The 18364-nt window shown below is 54.2% G+C and carries 15 protein-coding genes; 2 read left to right on the top strand and 13 right to left on the bottom strand.

Annotation, left to right across the window (positions count from 1 at the left end; all coding sequences use genetic code 11):
• Positions 1-597: 597 nt before the first annotated feature.
• Both HDF14_RS05210 and HDF14_RS27820 read left to right on the top strand, forming a co-directional pair.
• Positions 598-3924: a TonB-dependent receptor gene (locus tag HDF14_RS05210; protein ID WP_183974213.1), complete on the top strand. Its 3327-nt coding sequence runs from the start codon at positions 598-600 to the stop codon at positions 3922-3924.
• Positions 3925-4169: 245 nt separating this feature from the next.
• The gene (locus tag HDF14_RS27820) at positions 4170-4400 is read left to right on the top strand and encodes a DUF4760 domain-containing protein (protein WP_423247782.1); all 231 of its coding nucleotides are present in this window, start codon (positions 4170-4172) and stop codon (positions 4398-4400) included.
• A 327-nt stretch (positions 4401-4727) separates the two neighbouring features.
• Here the strand turns inward: HDF14_RS27820 and HDF14_RS05205 are convergent, their stop codons facing one another.
• The 13 genes from HDF14_RS05205 to HDF14_RS05145 all read right to left on the bottom strand — a co-directional run bounded on the left by HDF14_RS05205 (position 4728) and on the right by HDF14_RS05145 (position 18281).
• Positions 4728-4997, bottom strand: coding sequence for a hypothetical protein (locus tag HDF14_RS05205; protein WP_183974211.1), 270 nt, complete (start codon positions 4995-4997; stop codon positions 4728-4730).
• Positions 4994-5995 carry a hypothetical protein gene (locus tag HDF14_RS05200; protein WP_183974209.1) on the bottom strand — a complete coding sequence of 334 codons (1002 nt, stop codon included), beginning with the start codon at positions 5993-5995 and terminating at the stop codon, positions 4994-4996. The genes HDF14_RS05205 and HDF14_RS05200 overlap by 4 nt, the downstream gene beginning before the upstream one ends.
• 392 nt (positions 5996-6387) lie before the next feature.
• Positions 6388-7494, bottom strand: coding sequence for a TniQ family protein (locus HDF14_RS27410; protein ID WP_183974207.1), 1107 nt, complete (start codon positions 7492-7494; stop codon positions 6388-6390).
• Positions 7495-7942: 448 nt separating this feature from the next.
• Positions 7943-9070: an SRPBCC family protein gene (locus tag HDF14_RS05190; RefSeq protein ID WP_183974205.1), complete on the bottom strand. Its 1128-nt coding sequence runs from the start codon at positions 9068-9070 to the stop codon at positions 7943-7945.
• A gap of 45 nt (positions 9071-9115) precedes the next feature.
• On the bottom strand, positions 9116-10078 hold the full coding sequence (locus tag HDF14_RS05185; protein WP_183974203.1) for an alpha/beta hydrolase: 963 nt from the start codon (positions 10076-10078) through the stop codon (positions 9116-9118).
• Between the two features lie 37 nt (positions 10079-10115).
• Positions 10116-10895, bottom strand: coding sequence for an SDR family NAD(P)-dependent oxidoreductase (locus tag HDF14_RS05180; protein WP_183974201.1), 780 nt, complete (start codon positions 10893-10895; stop codon positions 10116-10118).
• A 131-nt stretch (positions 10896-11026) separates the two neighbouring features.
• The gene (locus HDF14_RS05175; RefSeq protein WP_183974199.1) at positions 11027-11599 is read right to left on the bottom strand and encodes a cupin domain-containing protein; all 573 of its coding nucleotides are present in this window, start codon (positions 11597-11599) and stop codon (positions 11027-11029) included.
• 52 nt (positions 11600-11651) lie between these two features.
• The gene (locus tag HDF14_RS05170; RefSeq protein WP_183974197.1) at positions 11652-12554 is read right to left on the bottom strand and encodes an alpha/beta fold hydrolase; all 903 of its coding nucleotides are present in this window, start codon (positions 12552-12554) and stop codon (positions 11652-11654) included.
• Positions 12555-12574: 20 nt separating this feature from the next.
• Positions 12575-13465, bottom strand: coding sequence for an NmrA family NAD(P)-binding protein (locus HDF14_RS05165; protein ID WP_183974195.1), 891 nt, complete (start codon positions 13463-13465; stop codon positions 12575-12577).
• Positions 13466-13609: 144 nt separating this feature from the next.
• On the bottom strand, positions 13610-14560 hold the full coding sequence (locus HDF14_RS05160) for a LysR family transcriptional regulator (protein WP_183974194.1): 951 nt from the start codon (positions 14558-14560) through the stop codon (positions 13610-13612).
• Between the two features lie 519 nt (positions 14561-15079).
• Positions 15080-15793 (bottom strand): DUF4386 domain-containing protein, encoded by a 714-nt coding sequence (locus tag HDF14_RS05155; protein ID WP_183974193.1) that lies wholly within the window; start codon positions 15791-15793, stop codon positions 15080-15082.
• Positions 15794-16326: 533 nt separating this feature from the next.
• Positions 16327-17709, bottom strand: a complete 1383-nt coding sequence (locus HDF14_RS27145; RefSeq protein WP_183974192.1) for an FUSC family protein — start codon at positions 17707-17709, stop codon at positions 16327-16329.
• Positions 17706-18281 carry a cysteine hydrolase family protein gene (locus tag HDF14_RS05145; RefSeq protein WP_183974191.1) on the bottom strand — a complete coding sequence of 192 codons (576 nt, stop codon included), beginning with the start codon at positions 18279-18281 and terminating at the stop codon, positions 17706-17708. Before HDF14_RS05145 ends, HDF14_RS27145 begins: the two co-directional genes overlap by 4 nt.
• Between the last annotated feature and the right edge of the window lie 83 nt (positions 18282-18364).

The following is an 18364-nucleotide window of genomic DNA, read 5'->3' as shown; positions in this document are numbered from 1 at the left end:
TTTGCTACCGTGTCACGAGCTATCCGGGATACTATCCCCTTGCGCCTGTGAAGTCGGCTGGCGACTGCGGCGCCTGTTCGCTGAAGTCCCGCCGTACATAGGATCCGAGACGTGGCTGCCCCGTCACCTGCATTAGTAGTCATTGAACCTAGTCAGCGATTCCATTTTATGTATTTCAGGGAAAAACATGTACTTATTTACGGATTTTTTATCGGTGTATAACTATGCGTTCGGAAAGTATATTTCCTCTGTAACTTGACCTGCAAGAAACAGTTAGTAGACATCTTGAACACAGAATTTGCGAAATTTCGCCGCCTGCCTTTAACTCCCGAAACTTTTCCTGTTATTTGGGGTCACTAGCCCGGCTGGTATCTGGTATCTGAAAGGTGGAGCAGAGATACTTGAGTGACGAAAACGAATATTTCAATGTGTGGATATCCTAATCGACTGATTTTCGAGGCGTGCGATAAACATCATCACTCAAGCTACACATATATTGTGGTTTGTAACTAAAGTTGTAGGCCGACCCTGAATGGTTCGTGAATTGCCTTTCACAGAACCATGAAAGTTCAAGGGCCCCTAAAATTTCTTGTAGGCATGGCGTTGACGGTATCGGGCGCCATTTGTGTTTTAAGCACCCCAACTATCTTATGTGCTCAATCAACTACCTCCGGTGATATTGCGGGAGTTATAACGGATGCATCAGGCGCCGTTGTTCCAAATGCGAAGATTGTCGTAACGAACAGCGATACAGGTTTCACGCAAACCTTAACTTCCGGTTCCAACGGCGGCTACCGTGCCCCGTTGCTCAAACCCGGCGACTATAGGATCACCGTTACGGCTGGTGGCTTCGAGACGTCGTCGACCACCGTGACCGTAGCGATCGGCCAGATAGCTTCCGGTGACCTCCACCTGGCGGTGGGTTCAAACAATGTAACGATCGAAGTGTCGAGTGATACCGCGTCGCTGCTCCATACAGAGAACGCCGACATCTCCACCTCGATCTCCCAAGCCCAGGTGCAGAGCTTGCCTAATCCTGGAAACGATTTGACATTTGTGGCCCAGGTCTCTCCGGGTGCGATTATGAATACGTCCGGCGGCGACGGAAACTTCTCCGTCTTCGGTCTACCCGCGACCTCGAATACCTTCACCTTGAATGGCTCATACGAGAACGATCCATTTCTGAACCTGAGTAACTCCGGTGCCTCGAACCTGCTGCTTGGCAACAATGAGGTGTCCGAGGTCAATGTGGTATCGAACGCTTACGGCGCTCAATTCGGTGGCCTCGGCGGCGCCCAGGTGAACGAGATCACGCTCTCGGGAACGAACAAGTTCCACGGCAATGCCGTCTACCAATGGAATGGCAGCGTGCTCAATGCGAACGACTACTTCCGCAACCAGACCCCGACTCTGACCCCTCGGAGTTTCGACAATGTCAATCAGTTTGCGGCAAGATTCGGCGGGCCGATTATCAGGGACCGCCTCTTCTTCTTCGTCAACTATGAAGGTCTGCGCGTGGTGCTGCCATCGTCCAGCACCGTGTTTGCGCCCAACCCGGCTTACATCGCCAAAGCGATTGCTGGCGCTCCCGTGGCAGACCAGGCGTTTTACAAGCAGTTATTCAGCGTCTATCAAAACGCCCCCGGCTATTCGACGGCAACGCAGTCCCTCACCGACCCGAATGCGCTGTCCTATACCTCGACGGCAGGAAACTTCACGCACGAGTTCCTGCTTACCTCTCGAGTGGATTTGAAGCTTACCGATAAAGATACGGCCTTCGGCCATTTCAAGTGGGACAAGGGTGTACAAGCGACCTACACCGATCCTATCAATCCGATTTTCAATGCGGACAGCCCTCAGCCATCGTTTGAGGGGACCCTTGGAGAGACACATGTCATTAATTCAAAGATTACCAACCAGTTTCTGTTCGGTGTGATCTGGTATAGCGCTGTGTTTACGAACACTAACCTTGCTGCAGCCAACGCGCTTGTTCCTTACGCGCTCAACTTTACAGACTTTGGGGGCAGTTTTACCACCCTGGGCGGCGAGGACAACAACTGGCCACAGGGCCGCAACGTAACGAACTATCAATTCAGCGACGACGTGAGCATCACCCATGGCCGTCATACCATCCAGTTCGGCGGCTACTTCCGGCGCGATGATGTAACGGACTACAGCCCCTCTATCAATACGACTCCCGGAGTCGAAGCTGACGAGAACGGGGACTTCGCAGCCGGAATGGGGCTGGAACAATATGTTCAGCAGTATCCGCTCCGGAACACCCAGCCTGTTGGTCTCTATAACCTTGCAGGTTATGGCCAGGACACATGGAAGCTCCGCCAGAATTTGACCTTGACCGCTGGGGTCCGCCTGGAGCACGACTCTAACCCGACTTGCGGTACAAACTGCTATGCCTATACGAACGGTGCCTTCAATTCTCTGAATACGAGCACTGCAACTGCTTATACGACCCTGTTGACGAGTGGCAAACATCAGGCGTTCCCCGCCTTCCAATCCATCACGGTGAATCCGCGTGTCGGCTTCTCCTGGTCGCCGTTCGGCCCGGACAGCAGCACGGTGGTCCGCGGCGGCTTTGGTCTGTTCACTGACGTATTTCCCGCGACCGTGGCGGACAACTTCCTGAACAATGCACCTACCAATGTTGGTTTCACGTTGAACGGACCCGAGAAAAATGGCAGCTTTATCAGTCCAAATCCTGGCAATCCAGCCAGCGGTCAAACCATGTCAAACGTCTCCAGCGTGGCCTTTCAGGCTGGGTTCCAGGGCGGCGCGAGTTTCGACACGCTTTCGAGCAGCGTTCCCGGCTTCGCCGCGCCTGGAATAGTGACGGCCGCGGGCAAGTTGCACTACCCAACCTATGAGGAATACAGCTTTCAAGTAGAGCATGCGCTTGATCCGAGAAAGCAGACGGTCCTCTCTCTCGCCTACGTCGGCAATCACGGATATCATGAGCCGGTTCAAAACCAGAGCGTGAACGCATTCGGGGTGAATAACGGCAGTCCAGGCTTCAACGGGGTAACTCCGATCAACTTTACCGGACTTCCGACGACCATTCCGAACGCCTCGTTCGGCGCAGTCAATGAAGTTGGGAATGGTGCGATCTCGAATTACAACGGTTTCCTCGTCGGCGTCTCTCGTCACACGAAATCGCTGACGCTCAATTTCAACTACACCTGGAGTCATGCGCTGGACGAGATTTCGAACGGCGGCATTCTGGGCCTCGGCTTAGTTGGAGCTAATTATCTGACTCCCATCAACCCAAACAACCTGAGACAGAACTATGGCAACGCAGACTACGATTCACGACAGAACATCACCGCGTCGTACGTCTATACGCTGCCTTACTACCGTGGTCCGAAGTTTCTGACAGACGGCTGGCAGGTGAGCGGTACGGTCTTCCACCATACCGGTTTCCCGTTCTCTGTTGTCGACAGCGCTTTGCAGGCTTCCAACTTCGGCGGTCCGGGTTTCCCTGGTTTCCTGGCAGCCCAGGTCAACGGGGTCAAGAGCTGCGGCGGCAGTGCAGTTTTCAACAACGCAACCGGCGTAGCAGCAAATCCGTGTGCGATTGCGAATCCTGGCAACTTCGTCGATCCCACAGCATTCGGACAGGGGCGGCGTAACCAAACGGTTGCACCTTCCTACACGGATACCGACTTCAGCATCCTGAAGGGTTTCAAGATTCCAATTCCTCACACGGATACCGGCCGCCTTCAGGTGGGAGCCCAGTTCTTCAACCTCTTCAATCACCCGAACTTCGGTACCCCAATCAACGACCTCAATAATGCCAACTTCGGTGCGATCACTACCACTGTCAGCTCACCGACTTCGATTCTTGGCTCTTTCCTCGGTGGCGATGCTTCACCTCGTCTCATCCAATTAAAAGGAACCATCACCTTCTAACGAAACTGTATGGTCTATACGGGGAGCCTGTTCAACCGGCTCCCCGTTTTCTTGTTCTGTGACCTGAGCGGTGGAGTTGAGCTACAGTCGAGCGAGGTGCCTTATCCTCAAACGGGAAGCCGCGTTCCGCACGCAGTTACGTTGGCGGAAAGTTCTCACCTCGCTCTTTGGAAGATTTTCTTTCCGTGATGGCTGCAGCCGATCAACAGACGGCTTACGTTCTGCAGGTCTACGGATACTGAGACATGGTTGCCACTATGGTTTTTCACGGAGCCCTCGAGGAAGACCTCGTCTACGATGCCTGCCCCGAAATGTACTTCAAGTTCGCCAAGGTACGCCGGCATATCGAAGAATTCCGGAGAATAAACAATCTTCCCGAGTTGTTCCAGAATCTTCAAAACTTAGCCGAGGGTTCCGAAAAAGGCCGAGCGCGCCTTAACAATATGGAACGGTATCTAAGTCTTAGTGAGCAATAAGGCCTGAGCTATCGCACCATTGTGCGTCCTCGCCTCAAAGAGCAACCTTAGATCGCCGACACACGTAAACGAGATTCTGGCATTAAGATGTCATCGAGCCCTTCGGGAAAGGGCTCGGTTCGAGCATTCAGAAACGCTAGCGGTTGACGGGCAACCCGCACCTTACCCGTCGTTGGCCGTTCGGGCGGGCAATGGAAGGGTGCCGACAAACCGGGAGTCAGATGACGAGAAGCGCATTTTATCGATACTGATATCAAACGTGGACAAAAACGAACTCAACAGAAGCAATTAGGGTTTATTCGCCAATATTAAGTGTTGACCAATCATTTAGCCGACGACTTCGAATGCTCCTATCTCTGAATTCTTAACCGAGTAAAGATCTTTGTTCGCATGTTTGACCCAGAAATCGAGGATGTTGTTCCCGGTATCAGGACGCTCGATCTTTAAGATATAGGGGGTTTCTTCCTCATCATAAGGCGCGGCAAGTCCGTCAACGGTTGTCGCATCACCCACTACTATGTAGTCAAGCTGTTTCGTTTCTACTGATGCAGCTTCGATAATGTCGCCTGAGAGCTTCAGCGTCGATGATGGCATCATTCCGACCCTCTGGACGAATGTGTTGCTACTTCGTACCACACTTCGCCAGCTGTTGGCGCGTGACGGAGCAAATGCTGCGGCGATAGAAGTGTACTTTCCACCTTGACCGATATCTTGACGGTTCGGCCTTCTGTTGAGGCTCGGTAAACAGGAACTTCGATGAATTTGCCCTTCAGTCCACTCTTCCAATCATCTCCCACTAGTATGGACGGAAGCTCGAAGTCGTCGATTATGAACGGCAGAATTCCATCAGATGCCATCGCAATAAGCTTTAGATCGTCAGGCTGATTGATAGTATCCACGGGAGTGAAGTAGACGTATGCGATGTTCGTGAGCTTTTTGTGGGTGCCTTGAATGTTCCATCGACTGCCCCAGAATTCTCCCGACGCTTCGATCTTCTGCTTGGCGTCAGGAGAGGTGTGATGGAACAACTGAAGATAGGGCACAGAACTCGCACCCAGACCTGACAGGCCCGTGCGGTAACTGGCGAGATCTTGCGGACCAGTCAGACTGCAACGATACAGTTCCGACCCGTCCGGCAACTGTCGAACAAAATCTTGTATCCGAAAATCAACTCTTACACGATGGCCACCCGATACATCAACATAAATTTGGCAGTGACTGTCGTCGTCCAGTTTTCCGATGATTGTCGCGCCAAAAGTAAGAGGTTGAAACCAGTGCCTCGCGCGCGGACCCAAAAACAATATATCGGGGACGACAAGACTATAACCTTGCCCATGAGCTAGCTTGCATTTAATCAGACCGCGATGCTGAATTGTGCCAATTCCGCGTGCCCCAAATCTGACCAACGGAATCCGCGAGGAAGAACCGAGAATCCGGTTGAAGTGTTTGTCCGCTCTTGCGCGTCCCATAATCTTGAGGGTACTACGGTCGGGGCGCATTCTGATCCACGGAAGAGACCGGTTATCCACGTCCTCCGCACTTCTTTCCAAGCAATAGACCGGAATCAGATCTGCCGTCCAGACACTGGTATTCATCAACTTTAGGTTGATAGAGTCGACCTATCTGAAGTTGTCGCTACTCCCGAATCACGGGCAAACCGCACCTTACTGCCTGTTGCTCCGACCGGAGTCGCCATAGGGTCGTGGAGCGCTGGATTTGGCGATCGAGACCGCTTCCATTCAAGTGGCAAGATTGGGTTGTACCGGACGGCAGGACTTCATCATATCGGTGGCAGGATAATAGTGCATCGGGAATGCCGCCAGTGGCAGCATAACGTTGCATTCGGTGACAGCATCTCATTGCAACCAGCATTCGGGCCAGGTGACTTCTCGGCCTCGGGCTTCGCTAGCTACAGAAGACTGTAGCTGATTAAGGACATCCTGATCGCGAGTTCAACTGCCAGAGTTGTGATTCCCGGACATAGGCGTTACGCAGACTCTAAATGAAGAAAACGCCCAGAATCACGAGTCCTTTTCGCGAACTGAACAGCTGTCACCCAACCCTGCTGTATCGCGGTATGGAGAAACTGCTCCCTGTCGGAAGGCTTAGGACAACGGTTCCTTGTTGCTGCGATTCTCACCGCACTCTCGTACCAGTTTGGTAGGGATTTGTGCATAAACAAGTGGTGTAAATGATGGAGGTCATTCGTCGATCTCAGGACATCGACTAAATAATCTGGCCAGTCAGCGAAGAGACTCACTACCGCCTGGAGCATAAAAGCTCTAGATTTCACGTCGAGATATTCGAAGTTATGCGGAGTGCCACTCCAATATCTAGATGTGATCTGATGTGACTTAGGCAGCATTTGTGATCTCATGTGCTTCGCTAAGGCAGAAGGACGGCACATAACATGAAGAAGTCTGACCAACACTTCAAAGTAGTCAACACAGGCTGGTTTCCTTACCAACGAGTCCAGCATGTAGGTGAGTTTCAAAGTTTTCTCATCTGCTAACTCGTATGGCTCATGATTCACGACTGATCTGCCGCAATATGCGCAGAGTTGAAGATCTCTCTTTGGATTAGCCGTGTACGAGTCGAAAAACCGGGCTGCACCTAGAAATGTCTTTCCGCAATGAGGACAGTGATCTCGAAGGAAGCACTTGTGCTGCAGACAACAACTATAGACGGCGATAGTCCATGAAAGCTGATAGTGCCCGAACTTCCGAAGACAGATGGGACAATACTGGTTGCCCAAATTGTTTGGTGGCGTACCTCCTCGTAGGCGCCACTGCGGATTCCAGGACCAGTCTGTGGAGGAAATGGATTCCCCAAACAGTCCGTAAAGGCCGGAAGGAAGGCTTTTAACAACAATCTCGTTCTCTACTCCAGCCGCCTCTGCAATATGGTTTACGAGCGGATTATAGGGATCCATCGAATCTATTTCCCGAACCCAATCGTCGTCGATTCCAAGCCACGCGCAAAGACTTCTGACAGAAATCCCATTACCGGAGGCAATTCTAAGCATCCAGGACGACAGAATCTCATCGTCAAGACGTCGCGGATGCCATGGCAAGAGATTTGACGCGTTCGCCATAACCCTCAATCTGGCTGGCCGCGTGCAACGCTATTTGTACTGGTACGATTTAGCGTTGTTCAGTACGAATTAGCGTTGTATTTGACACAGTCTGTCAGATTAAACGCTATTTCGTACTGGAGACTGCATTTTGAGCTGAACTAACAACGATATTCTGTACTGGACTCAGAGCTATTGGATATCAGATGGAATTCTTCAGTGATACGGGAGACTGGCTTCACGGTAGGCAACTGTACGAGAAGCCCCGGTTATTCGTCCGCCTGACTAGAGGCGATCGGTAAATAGAAGCCGACGCCGTACCTGAGTTAGAGCATGCCGTTGTTGTTTTTCCATTCCTGATGAGGAGGAGGTTCTTCGGGGAATCCCCACCGCTCTGCGATTTTCCCGTCTTCAACTCGGTATAGGTCGATGTAGAGGCAAGGCTCGCTCTCATGCGATCCTTTGGCAGCTATGAAAACGAAGTCTCCCTGTCCAACACAAACTTGATCTCTTCGATGCTTCTGTGTTCCGTGAGTTCTTCGAGGTCACGTTTGAATGCGGTGACTCCATCGAGAACACCGGGTTCGTGGCGGATGCAAAGATCTCCGTGAAAGTAGTGCGGAATTTTACTGTGATCCCCAGAGACATGAATGGTCTCGTAGTACTCCCGGACAATCGACTTGTTCTTCTCTGTGTCCTTTGAGCGCTTTGCCTCAGTTGGGCCGTCGGTCTGGGTGTGTCCACTCTGATTGGGAGGAGCGTCCATGGCGGAGAAAGCCCAGTGCTCGACAACCAGGCCATCCTCAAACCTGAAAATGTCGAAGAAGACGTTTCGTCCGGATCGCTTCCCCTTAGCCTGGGTAACGACGTAGGGCCCATCCTGGAATGCCCGTACCACGGTCAGTTGCAGTTGGTCACGCGGCGACTGATTGATGAATTGCGTCAGCCCTTCTACACCGTCGGTCGCGTACGGATTGTGTTGCACAAATCGCTTGTGGTCGATGTGCTGCGTCACAACGTCTACATCCCCGGCGCTGATGCCGTGAAATATCGTCAAAACTTTCTCGATGTCAGTTTTCGCCATTGTCTTATCTCCTTTCACCGCGTGGGGCGCCCGAGCCTTAGCGGCGCGAGCAAGGCTTTCAACCCATTCCTGGTGATAGCGGTAGAGCGCACCGGGATTCTTGCGCCCGAGTTCCTCGAGGAAGAAGGAGCCTTGCTGCGTTTCCTCGCTCAGCAGGTGACAGCCTGTGTCCGTTGGAGTGATGATCCAGCCGTGATAGGCGCTCGAACCGGTCTCGTCGTCGTCCACAAGTGTCGACCACGCGAGCCTGCGGCCGGGCACGTATTCAGTCACGATGAGATGCATGGGAAAGCCAACGGTCACCCGGCTGTATTTGGTTCCGAGCTCAAGTTCCTGCTCACCGGTCAGGATCTTGACCTGATCTTCGGCAGGAAAGTAACTCGACCAATTCTCGGCGTCGACGAGTAGCTTCCACACCACTTGAGGCGGCGCGTTCACGTCAATATCGTTGAGCGCGTAGATCGCCGAGGTCTTCGGGTCAAATGGGAGAGGCCAAATTACATGGTCATACATTTCTTATTCCCCCTTCCGTTGTCTATAAGCGATTCCGTTTGCCGTTCATTTTGCCGCCCTGGCAAATCGGTCGTTCAGAAACTCACTGATGAGTTGAAGGGTCTCGGTCGAAGCTGCCAGGCGTCCCAAGCCTCCCAGATACCCGTGGACCATCCCTTCCCATAAATCCAGTCGAGCATCCACCCCGGCCGCGACCGCACCCTCGACGAAGCGGATGGAATCATCAAGCAACACCTCGTCGTTGCCGACATGCACACGGATCGGAGCCAGGTTCTTCAGATCGGCGTAAAGCGGCGAGGCCTTTGGATCTGCCGGATCATCCCCGTCCAGATAGGAACCCACCAACTCGGCGGCTTGAGGCTGGGTAAAGTATGGATCGGCAAGAGCGCGTGTCGACCAACTCTCTCCGGAGAAAGCTAGATCGGTCACCGGCGAGAGCGCCACTCCACCGGCCAGCGCTTCAACGCCAAAAGCACTATCCGCCGCAAGATGCACGAGCAACCCAATCGCCAGGGTGCCGCCGGCAGAGTCGCCCGTGATGGCGACCTTCGAGAAACCTTGCTCAACCAGACCGAAGTAGCAGGCGCGCACGTCTTCGGCAGCAGCAGGAAATGGATGCTCCGGAGCTAACCGGTAATCAGGCACAAATGCCGCTACCCCCACACCAGCAGCGATATGGCCTGCCAAATGGCGAAACGCATGTGCAGAGCCCCAGTTGAACCACCCGCCATGGATGTGCATGACGGCCTGACCGGGCCGCGCTGTTTCAGGCCGGCACCACCATCCCGAAACACCTCCAACACGCCCAGCTTCGTAGACAACGCCCGCAGGCGCAGCGACGTGCTCCATGATTGCGTCGAACGGAACTCGAGCTGCAATACCCTGAAGCTTGCCTTTATTAGGTTCGACGATGGCGCGCATGGCGGCCATCGCAATTTGGTCTTCCGCACTGAATGGATGGTCTACCAACCACGAAGCCGTACAGTAATCTTCCTGAAGTGTTTGCATGATGGTCTCCCTGTAATTTCGCGAATGAGTTTGCCTTTCACTTGGCCAGAAGCGAAAGGAAGTTAGGTTGGCCGTTGGACGCGCTGAGGCCGCCGTCGACCGGCAGAACCACTCCATTTACGAAGACCGCATCGTCACTCGCTAGAAACGCAATCACGCCTGCGATCTCATCCGGCGTAGCGGCTCTGCCGAGCGGGAGGCGATCAGTAAACGCTGTCATGACCGCTGGGCTGTTCTCAAGGTCGGCAGTGGCTTCACTGGTGGTGAGACTAGGCGCCACGGCGTTAATCCGCACGCCGCGCGAGCCATACTCCAACGCCAGGGCGCGCGTGAAGTTCGTGAGGGCGCCCTTTGCCGCGTTGTACGCACTCAGCCCCCAGTCTCCGCCTAAACCCGATACGGAGGAGAGATTGACGATTGAGCCCTTGGTCTTCAAGAGGTGAGGCAATGCTTCGCGAGACGCGAAGTACACGCTGTCGAGGTCAGTCCCCATCGTCTTCCGCCACTGCTCTGTGGTGGTCTGCGCGAACGGACCGAAGGTGGCTATCCCCGCGTTGTTGACCAACACGTCCAGCTTGCCAAACTTAGTGATCGTATCTTCCACGAGTCGCTTCACGTACTCTTCATCCGAGACATCTCCAGGATGGATAAGTGACTGTGCCGCATCAAAGCCCGCGATAGTTTCATGCAGCTTCTCTTTACGCCGTCCATTGAGGACTACAAATGCGCCTTCCTGTAGAAAGCGACGCGCCGTACCTGCTCCAATTCCAGAGCCGGCCCCCGTCACAATGACAACTTTGTCTTTGAATCTAGTCATGATGTCTCCAATGAACTTTTTTGGACCTTGTGGTGTTGCAGAGTTCTCTCGGTAGAAGTGCAGCCACTCTTACCGAGAGCGGCTCCCTTTGAGCGTCTGTACTACTGCGTAGCAAAGCCTCTTCCGTATGCTCACTCGCCGTCCGCCGCTGCGACCAACTTCAATTCTTCTTTGCTCATTAAGTGGTTGAACGTATCCGGGGGAAGGATTCGTGCGTTGTACCTCTTCGCGATCTCAGGCATCTTCTTCTTCATCTCGGCTTTCTTTTCAGAGGAGACCGGAGGAGGAGGGGTTGTGCGCGTCGCGACACGCGGACCGATCTCCAGGAACTCTCGCTCCAGGCCCGCAGCCGCAACAACACAGAAGAGTCGCGCCGGCACAGTGCTGAGGTTATGGAAGACATGAGGAGCCCAGCCTGGAATGTTTACCGCTGAACCAGTCGTCGCCAAGGTGCGCCGATCGTGGCAGAAGACAGCCACCTCTACCTCCATGACGTAAAACATCTCTTCGCACTCATGGGCATGTGGCATTGGGCCGCCGCCGGGTGGAATAAGCATGTCCATGAAAGAGAACTTATCGTCCGTATCTGTGCCTTTAAGAACGATCGAATAGGTGTCGGCTCCGACACAAACATTTGTACGTTCAGTGGGAAGGGAGACTGAAAGCTGACGCGTAGTCGTTGGAAATGTCTTATCGTCTGCCATCGTGTTGTCCTCATTTCTTTCCTGTTGCAAGACCGCGCAGGCTATACCTCAATCACTTCGCAAAGGTTTGAATCTGCCGGGCGATCTCTTCAGGACACTCCTCGGGGAGGAAATGGCCGCAATCCGGGATCACATGACCTGTCACATTCACAGCTACCATCGAGACCATCTCTCTGACCTTGTCTCCCTGAGCCTTGGCACCGCCCAGCGCGATGACGGGCACTGTCACCTTGCTCTTTCGCAACGGCTCCGTCTGCTCGATCGTCTTGAAGGCCGCGCGATAGACGCCCATCGTTCCAAGCACGCCCTCGCGTCCCGAGAACGACCGCAGGTATTCGTCCACCGATTCCGGCGGAATGAAGCAAGGACTGGCAATTTCGAAAAACCACTTAAGGAAAGCGCGTTCATGACCGACGACCAGCCGCTCCGGCACATCGGGCGCGAGGGGCAAGATCCACCACCACATCGAACCCTTCCCCATTGCTGTTGGCGTGTAGCAGATGATTTCCGAGAGAATCTGAGACAGCATGACAGGCACTTCCATGTAGAACAGTCCACGCACTTCCCCCGGAAAGTCGGCAGCCCAAAGAAGAGCTGGAGGTGCGCCCATATCGTGTGCAGCGATGAGAAGTGGCTGACCTGCTCCGAATCCCAGTAGATGCACCAGAGCACGGAACTCAGCCGCAAGCGCCCTGCCATCATATCCTTCGGTGCCTGCTGGTTTGTCAGAGTCACCGTAGCCCCTCATATCGGGAGCCAGGACCGCGTAACCCGCCGCCGCTAGAATGGGCATTACTTTATTCCAGACGTAGCTGGTTCCCAGGAATCCATGCCACAACAGCACAGGGGGTCCGTTCGGATCTCCTCCGACCCAGTAGTGAATACGAACCCCGTTCACGAGTGCGGTCTCGCTCGCGAAGCCGGCGATGTTTGCAGGTAAGAAATTGTCTTTCACGGATCAACCTCAAATGAGCACTACGCCGCCGTAGAAAAGCCGGGCGCTACGGGTTTGCTTTGCCATGCGACAGCCGTCTCGCGGGCAAAGTCTATGTATCGTCGAGGTGCATGGCCGAGCAGCGTTGTCAGCGTCTCTATGTCGTCCTCTCCTGCAACGAAGCCACGCTCAATGTAACCCTGGAACATCATACGAATATCGAAGGCGGACCAGGCGGGAGATTTATCGCGCATCTGCTTTTCAAATTCGTCCATGTCATGACCGGCATACTTGATCTCCTTGCCGAGAACTTCAGACCAGATCGCGGCTGCGCCCAGGCCGCTCACGATATCGGGGCCGTTCAGGTTGTAGGTCTTACCCTCGTGTCCTGCTGTAGTCAGGGCAATTGCGGTTGCCTCGGCAATGTCCCGAACGTCCACAGTGGAAACACCGACCGGACCTAGAGGCATTGGGTAAATCCCCGCCTTCGTCAACGGGTCTTTGAGTCCAAGATCATTTTGGCTGAAGTAGTTTGGACGGATAATCGTGAACGGAAGGTCAAACGTGTGTAGAGCACTTTCCATCGCGAACTTCGAGGCGAAGTGCGGCACATCTTTGAAGTGATCGACCCGGAAAACTGAGTGATAAACGATGTGCTTAACTTTCAATCTCTTAGCGAGGGCGTAGGCGATCAGAGCCTGCGTTAGTTCATCGGGGGTGACGGCGTTGAGCAGATACAGCTTGTCTATCCCATTCAGGACTTTCTCCAAGAAAACCGGATCGAGGAGATCGCCAATGACGGCGTTAGCGCCTTCTGATACCTTCGTGCCCTCTTTGCGAACCACGACATCGACTTCTGCCTTGCGCTTTAAGAGTTCCTTCACAACCTCGGAACCGACGTGCCCGGCGCCACCTATCGCTAAAACCTTCATAGAATTTCTCCTGTGCCCGGCTGACCCACGCGGTCGGGAGCTAGTACTTAAGATGCGTAACCGTGGTCGGAACGACGAGCTACAAATGCAAAACAAGTTTGCCTGCATGCAACATGGAGAAATCAGCGCATATCTGGGTACTAGCTATGGCTTGATAAAGCAGGCCTTAGCCGGAGCTCCACGAAGACACGGGTCCCGCTCCGTCCCGATAAACGGCTCCAGATAGTCCATGAAAACCTCAATCTTCGGAGTCAACCGCGAGGCGCCAGAATACAGCGCACAAAGAGCAATAGGGATCGGTCGCCACGAAGGCAACACAGGTACCAGGTGCTTTTCAGCGTGCGGTTGCTTCGCGAGCCAGAGCGGCAGCACGGCGATACCAACACCACCGAGAGCAAGCTGACAATGGATCTCCGGGTCGCTGGCAGTCAAGACAAAATGGAGTTCCGGTGAGGCCGTCTTGGTGCCCTTCATCAGTTTCCATAAGTTGAAGTTCGTCTCGGCCAACAGACCGATGCACCGATGTTTGCTCAGATCTGTAGGGTAGCGCGGGCTGCCGTGAACACTCAGATAATCCTGACTGGCGAAGAGGCCTTGCAAGAGCTTGGGGTACAGGTGGCATCTTCGAGCGGAATCTTTGGGTGTTCGTACCTTGAAGTAGACGTCAACCTCGTCTTCACCCTCTTGATCCCATCCGGAAGAATAAAGATCGAGTTCCACCCTCATTTCGGGAAAAGTTTTAAGAAAGCCCGCTAGCAGCGGCGCCAGGGTGTTCTTCGCAAAACAAACGGGAGCGGCTACCCGCAGCAATCCGCTTGGATTGACGCGTTGCCGCTCAATGAGTTCACTGCCATCCCGCAACGACCGCAAAGCACGCCTACACGAAGTCAGATATTCCTTCCCCGCATCCGTAAGCACCAATCCTCGCTGATTTCGTCGAATCAGGAGTACGCCAACCTGTTCTTCTAGACGTGTAAGAGCCCTGCTCACCGTCGAGGTGGGGAGTCCCATATCTCTTGCCGCCCCACTCAGAGTTCCAGCCTTGGCTGCGGCGACAAATGCAGTGACGTCGTTTAGGTCAGGAGCTTTGCCCATGAGCAATACTACTTTGCGAAAGCTGCATCAGCAGCAGAACCCCGGTCATCGGCGTCGACTGTTCATTTTGCAGAAGATCCAAAATCATCTCCAGATAACCCTGATGTCGGTTCCTTGGATTCCGACCGATTCTGAGAAACCTGCCCATCTTTCTATGGCGCAGGTTGCATCACCGGGAGGTTCGCGTCAGCGCAGATCGATGATTTTCGTAACAGTCTCGTTCTCCGTTCCCTGCACCTTCCCCCTTTACTGCCTTCGGTGCTTGCGTGACGAGAAACGCCTTTGTGTTGAGTTCAAGGGCGCAACCTCGTTTCCGGAACAGCTCGTAAGTCATCGCCCGTTATCAGTTGTTGCGAAATCGTCAATGCGCTCCCCCACACTCGATCAGTACCGATAAGTCGTTCGCTAGAACGAGCTGGCATCTTCTCGACAGCAGTGAAACGCTTCGGCAGCGATAGCAATCAGCTGAGCGGAGATCAAAAGTCTAGGTCATTGATTCGATCCGTACGGTCGGTTATCTTAAGCAGTCGGCAGCCGCGTCTGCATCTCATCCCATCGCGTGCGAGCGATGCCTTTGATAAGCAGCCAGAGAGTCAGCGAGGTCATCGCCAGGAACATGGGGAAAATCACGTAAGGCAGGTCGCACTGCTGCGCGAGGACAACTAGAAAGTTCTTGGCGATGAAGCTGGCGCCCCCAAAGATGAGGATCGCGCCAAGAGCGCGCGGCAAGTAGCCGGAACGCAGAATCAAGCACCCGCGCACCACCGCCGCAGCGCCATAGAACATGGCGAAAATGCCGAAGCCATGTCCGTAAATTGTGAGGCAGAGATAGGTGAGCGCCGTCTTTGCCTCCGGCGAAATCAGTCGGGCAACGTCGGCATCCACAGCCGGTAGCGCGGCGGCAAAATAAAGCATTTCCCCAGCGGCAAAAACCGCTGTCCCCATCAGCCCGAAACACGCCGCCAGCAGCGACAGGGTGCGGCTCACGGGCCGAAGCAGCGCATACAGCAGTACGTTGAGCGTAATGTCGCAGGCAGCTTCGATGAGGTAAGCAGCAAAGCTAGACCGAAAAAGTCCCACCGAACTGGCTACCCTTTGCGCAGTTCCGGCCAAGTCGTTGGCGATAAGCAGCGTATTAGGCACGTGGGACTCGCCCCAGCCCCCTGCCACGATCGAGATGAGATACAGCGCGCCAATCCACCGCGCGTACTGCTGTGCTGTGTCTGCGTTCATCGCATACCTCGTGATGCCATCCGGTACGTTCGCCTTCGGCAGGCGGTTCCTCAAATAACGCGAACCCTCCGCAAAGACAATGCTGAGGCACACAGACCAGGAATTTACCCTATCTGTGGTCTAAGGACGCTGCGAGGCCCCGCTCCCCGAGCTCGAGAGCCGGCATTGCGTAAGGAACTCCTTGAGTCATCAAACCCACAATGAAGGTGCGGTTTCTGTATCAGGCTCTTTTTGCAGCGTGCGCGTCCTCGGCTAAGATTGCTTTGCCGACTGCCTTTTTCTTGCCAGAGCCCTTCGACAAACCAATTCCTACCGCATCCTCTACTGCATTCTTGGTTAGGCCTCTCTTTAACAGCTTTTCTGACCGCTTTTTCAATCATCTTCGCGGCCTTCTTCTTTGACTTGTCATGCGCCATATTTCCTCACAGTTATTTTGCTGCCGGGCAGCCTTCTTCACAGTCTGCTTTACGGCTTTCTTAACCGGCGTCTTCTTGGCTGCGACTTTCTTTGCAGCCTTCTTCACGGTTGACTTTTTACTCGCCGTCCTGGTCAAGGGTTTCTTGATGGTCTTCGTTGCAAGTGCTTTCTTTGCAGCCTTCTTCGCGGGCGCTTTTTTCGCAGCCTGCTTGACCGGGGCTTTCGTCGCAGGTTCTCGCCGCCGTCTTCTCATCACCAGTGAGGACAAGAGCGATCCAATACAACTTCGCCGCACAGGTCGTGAACTCGCCAATGACTTCGAGCGCTGGCCGGTCCACGCGAGGGTTGTGATAGTTCCCGATGTTCCGTTCAAATAGACACTTTCGATTGCAATTGCTGCATCGTCCGCCATTGCTGCGAATCCACAATCGCAGTTTTGTCATAAGTGTCTTACAAACTGCGCATAATCTCGTCGACATAACCTTCCTCCGAATGGCGGCACGTTCTACAATTCGTACTCCGATGGTCAGAGCGATCCCGATCAGGCCCCCGAGAAACACATGTGAAGCTCGCTCTGCGGCGGTGAGAGCAGTTTCTCCCGTTAGCACCAATGCCAGCGAAACGCACGCACAACGCGTCCCGAAAGCGAATACATACGGGCGCAGCGCGACCAGCGTCAGTATTCCGGCGAGGGACACCAATCCATACGCAAAGTGGCCGTGAGGTAGCAAAAGCCCTGCGCCAATTCCTGCTGGAACACCAATCGTGGCGCCCGCTAGTCGGTCCCACATCTTTTTGCGCCCGCTGGCAAGGTCCCCCGTGATGACACTGGCAGCCGACCATATTACCCATTGCCCATGATCCAGATGCCGCCACACAACTGTAGCGGCTGCGACTGCTACGGCAAGAATCACCGTAATCAGAGCCTCGGCATACCGCTGCGCCCCATTTTCCATCTCCCACCGAAGCATTCTCCCGAAATGCTGTCGATAGCTCGTATCGGCAACGCGATCCTTCAAATGCTCCATTGCCGATAGCACAAGAACCGGCACTAGAGCCACTAGCATCATCGGAAGAAAGTGCACCCCGCGATGCAGCGGAGTTCCCCGCATACTCCACTCTTCTGTTTCGCAGGCTAGGTAAAGTGACGGAATAAACGTGAAGCTCCCCGCCGATCGCAACCTCTCATCCTGTCCTGGCAATCGAATCGGAGCCACCGCGAGCAAGGCGCAGCAGGCCACAAACAACGAAGGCGTGGCCTGCGACGCCAGAAGGGCGATGTAGCCGACAGAAATTGCCAGGCCATGCAGAACCACGCCAAGCGGCGCCAGTCCCGATCGTTCCATGGCGATAAAGCTAGAGATGGTCACAATCGTAGTGCTTAACCAGATGCTCTTGCCGGAAATCAAAGCCAGCAAAACAATGGGAGCGAGCACCATCACGGAACGCGCGGCCGCTACGCGATCTACCTCGAACCCGTAGCGTAGTTTCGGACTCACGAGAGGGCTTCCAGATCATTCACTCGGATCACCTTAGCAATCGCGCCCAGCAACTCCATTGAGGAGTCATGCTGCGCCTCAGTCGCCGCCGCACAAGCGTCCTCAAGCACGTACACCTCGTAGTCGCGATCATGCGCATCACGCACCGTGCTCTGAACCGCCCACGCTGTGCTCACACCCGCCACGACTACTCGGTCCACTTTACGCGCGCGCAGCGCGGCATCCAGCGATGTGCCATAAAAAGCGCTGATGCGCGGTTTCACAATCACCAGGTCCGCAAGTTTGTCGCGGATGTCGGGATGAAAGTCCAATCCCGGCGATCCCATCTCAAGCGCCTTGATCTCATGCAGCCGCCCGAAGAACGGAGAGTGCTTCGGATGATCGACATAACCCTTCGCAAAACCGACCTTAACAAGAATCGTCAACCAGCTCTTGCCACGAGCAACCGCGAGGGCGCGATTCGCCTTCTCGATTACGCCGCGGCTAAGTGCATGCTCTGAAGTGTGTGAGATCTTGCCATCTGGGTGCACGATATCGTGTATGTAATCCAAACCAATGAATGCTGTGGTCATTTTCTTTCCTTTCGATTTTTGTTGTTGCGTGAGAGATGAGATCTTGCTCTAGAGTTTTGAAAGTTTCGCTGTGCTCCAGTCTT

It is taken from the genome of Tunturiibacter gelidiferens, assembly GCF_014201335.1.
GTDB classification, from domain to species: Bacteria; Acidobacteriota; Terriglobia; order Terriglobales; family Acidobacteriaceae; genus Edaphobacter; species Edaphobacter lichenicola_E.
The sequence above is the reverse complement of the archived record's forward strand: the minus strand, read 5'-3'. Positions and strand labels throughout refer to the sequence as shown.

Excerpts from the sequence above, each read along its gene's own strand:
- HDF14_RS05210 (WP_183974213.1), top strand. The coding sequence starts at position 598 with ATGGCGTTGACGGTATCGGGCGCCATTTGTGTTTTAAGCACCCCAACT.
- HDF14_RS27820 (WP_423247782.1), top strand. The coding sequence starts at position 4,170 with ATGGTTGCCACTATGGTTTTTCACGGAGCCCTCGAGGAAGACCTCGTC.
- HDF14_RS05205 (WP_183974211.1), bottom strand. The coding sequence starts at position 4,997 with ATGATGCCATCATCGACGCTGAAGCTCTCAGGCGACATTATCGAAGCT.
- HDF14_RS05200 (WP_183974209.1), bottom strand. The coding sequence starts at position 5,995 with ATGAATACCAGTGTCTGGACGGCAGATCTGATTCCGGTCTATTGCTTG.
- HDF14_RS27410 (WP_183974207.1), bottom strand. The coding sequence starts at position 7,494 with ATGGCGAACGCGTCAAATCTCTTGCCATGGCATCCGCGACGTCTTGAC.
- HDF14_RS05190 (WP_183974205.1), bottom strand. The coding sequence starts at position 9,070 with ATGTATGACCATGTAATTTGGCCTCTCCCATTTGACCCGAAGACCTCG.
- HDF14_RS05185 (WP_183974203.1), bottom strand. The coding sequence starts at position 10,078 with ATGCAAACACTTCAGGAAGATTACTGTACGGCTTCGTGGTTGGTAGAC.
- HDF14_RS05180 (WP_183974201.1), bottom strand. The coding sequence starts at position 10,895 with ATGACTAGATTCAAAGACAAAGTTGTCATTGTGACGGGGGCCGGCTCT.
- HDF14_RS05175 (WP_183974199.1), bottom strand. The coding sequence starts at position 11,599 with ATGGCAGACGATAAGACATTTCCAACGACTACGCGTCAGCTTTCAGTC.
- HDF14_RS05165 (WP_183974195.1), bottom strand. The coding sequence starts at position 13,465 with ATGAAGGTTTTAGCGATAGGTGGCGCCGGGCACGTCGGTTCCGAGGTT.
- HDF14_RS05160 (WP_183974194.1), bottom strand. The coding sequence starts at position 14,560 with ATGGGCAAAGCTCCTGACCTAAACGACGTCACTGCATTTGTCGCCGCA.
- HDF14_RS05155 (WP_183974193.1), bottom strand. The coding sequence starts at position 15,793 with ATGAACGCAGACACAGCACAGCAGTACGCGCGGTGGATTGGCGCGCTG.
- HDF14_RS05145 (WP_183974191.1), bottom strand. The coding sequence starts at position 18,281 with ATGACCACAGCATTCATTGGTTTGGATTACATACACGATATCGTGCAC.